Annotated in this window: 2 protein-coding genes; both read right to left on the bottom strand. The window is 74.7% G+C overall.

The genetic code is table 11. The features are described from left to right. A partial coding sequence (locus D471_RS0105465; protein WP_017597696.1) for a hypothetical protein occupies positions 1-808 on the bottom strand: 808 nt, incomplete at its 3' end. Positions 809-841: 33 nt separating this feature from the next. Continuing rightward, positions 842-1,822, bottom strand: coding sequence for an alpha/beta hydrolase (locus D471_RS0105460; protein WP_017597695.1), 981 nt, complete (start codon positions 1,820-1,822; stop codon positions 842-844). Positions 1,823-1,864 lie beyond the last annotated feature (42 nt).

The raw sequence follows: 1,864 nt of genomic DNA, 5'->3' as shown, positions 1-1,864 counted from the left end.
CCGCGCCCCCCGCCTCCAGCGTCTCCAACAGCGCGACGCCGTCCCGCTCCACCGGTTCCAGGGCGGCGACGTCCGGGACCGGCTCCCAGCCCGGCCCCACCGCGTCAGCCAGCAGCAGCAGGCCGCCCAGCTCCTCGGCGCGGACCACGCGCGGACCCGGGTCCGCGCCCGTCCCCTCGGCGGTGAAGCGCAACGCCCGCGCCGCGTCCTCCCACGACTCCGGCAGATCCGACACGTCCACCTCCGGGCCCACACCCGCGCGCGAGGCCCCGTCAACGGGTTCCTCCGAGGCGGTCACGACCCGCACCGCCCCGCCGGACACCGCCACGGCGCGCACCCGGGCCCGGGCGCCGAACCCCAACCGGCGGGCCGCGCGCCCGCGCACGGACTCGGCCACCCGGGAGTCGACCGCCATCTTCGCGAGTTCCTCCCCGCCGCCCGCCGGAGCCGTCAACTCCAGATGGACACGCAGGGCGGCCGAGGCCCGTTCCAGTACCACGGCCTCGACCGGCCCCGGCTCACCGGAGCGCTCCAGCCACAGGACGCCGTCCACGGACCCGCCCCGGACCGAACACCAGGACGGGTCGGGGTCGGCCGCGGCCCGGTCCACCGAGCCGTCCGGTGCCACGCGCACGGCCACCGCGCGTGACCGGTCCACGAAACCGGCGGGCAGCCCGGTCAGAACGGCCGCGCCCCGCACGATCGGCTCCACACCCGTGCCCGCCAGGGCGTCGAAATAGGTGATCACCCTGACGGCCGCGCCCGCCTCCGGGTCCAGAGCCGTGATCCTGCCGAGCAGCTCTCTCATGGACGTATTCTGCCTGATCCCCGCACCCGGGGATCAGACCCCCATGATCCTGCGCAACCACGGCAGGCGTTGAGCCGCGGCGCTTCGGCTCAGCGCCGCCTGGGGCGCGAATCCGTCGAATCCGTGGAAGCCGCCCGGCCACACGTGCAGTTCGGCCGAGCCCCCCGCCTTCCACAGACGCGACGCGAACTCCACGACCTCGTCACGGAACGTCTCGGCGGAGCCCACGTCCAGGAAGGCCGGGGGCAGCCCCGACAGGTCCTCGGACCGGGCCGGGGCGGCGTAGGGCGACACGTCCGGCCCACCCGCCGCCTCGCCGAGCAGCGCGCCCCACCCCGTGTCGTTGGAGACCCGGTCCCACACGCCCGTGCCCGCCATCTGGTGGGATGAGCAGGTGTCGTTGCGGTCGTCCAGCATCGGGTACAGCAGGAGCTGCCCGATCAGATCGGGCCCACCGCGGTCACGGGCCAAGAGCGCGGTCGCCGCGGCCAGGCCGCCGCCCGCGCTCGCTCCGCCGACCACCACCCGGCCGGGGTCGACTCCCAACTTCTCCGCGTTCTCGACCACCCACACCAGTCCCGCGTAGCAGTCCTCCACGGGCGCCGGGTGCGGGTTCTCCGGAGCCAGTCGGTAGTCCACCGACACCAGGGCCGCGCCCAGCTCCCGAGCGGTCTCCAACAGGAGGGGGATCTCCTCGCCCCGGTGCGTGCCCAGCATCATGCCGCCGCCGTGGATCCAGTACAGCGCTCCGGTGGGGGAGGACCCCGCCGTGGGCCGCCACACGATCAGGGGCACCTCGGGCGCTCCCCCCGGGCCGGGCGCGGTGTGGGACTCCTCGGTGAAGGCCCCCTCCAGAGTCAGGTCGGCCGGCACCTGGGTCCGCAGCGCCTCGGCGCGCTGCCGCCGGATCTGGGGAACCATCTCGGGTGTGAGGGAGGAGGGCACGTTCTCGTTGATCACGGACAGGGCGGCGGCCAGCTCCGGGTCGAACGGGGGGCGGACGGGATCCGTCATGGAAGCCTCCGGGCATCAGTGGTGACGTGGGTCACCATTGTG

Origin of the sequence: Nocardiopsis lucentensis DSM 44048, from assembly GCF_000341125.1 — a bacterium.
Taxonomy (GTDB): Bacteria; Actinomycetota; Actinomycetes; order Streptosporangiales; family Streptosporangiaceae; genus Nocardiopsis; species Nocardiopsis lucentensis.
This window is presented reverse-complemented; position numbering and strand designations above follow the sequence as displayed.

Coding starts and splice junctions, on each gene's coding strand:
- D471_RS0105460 (WP_017597695.1), bottom strand. CDS start 1,822: ATGACGGATCCCGTCCGCCCCCCGTTCGACCCGGAGCTGGCCGCCGCC.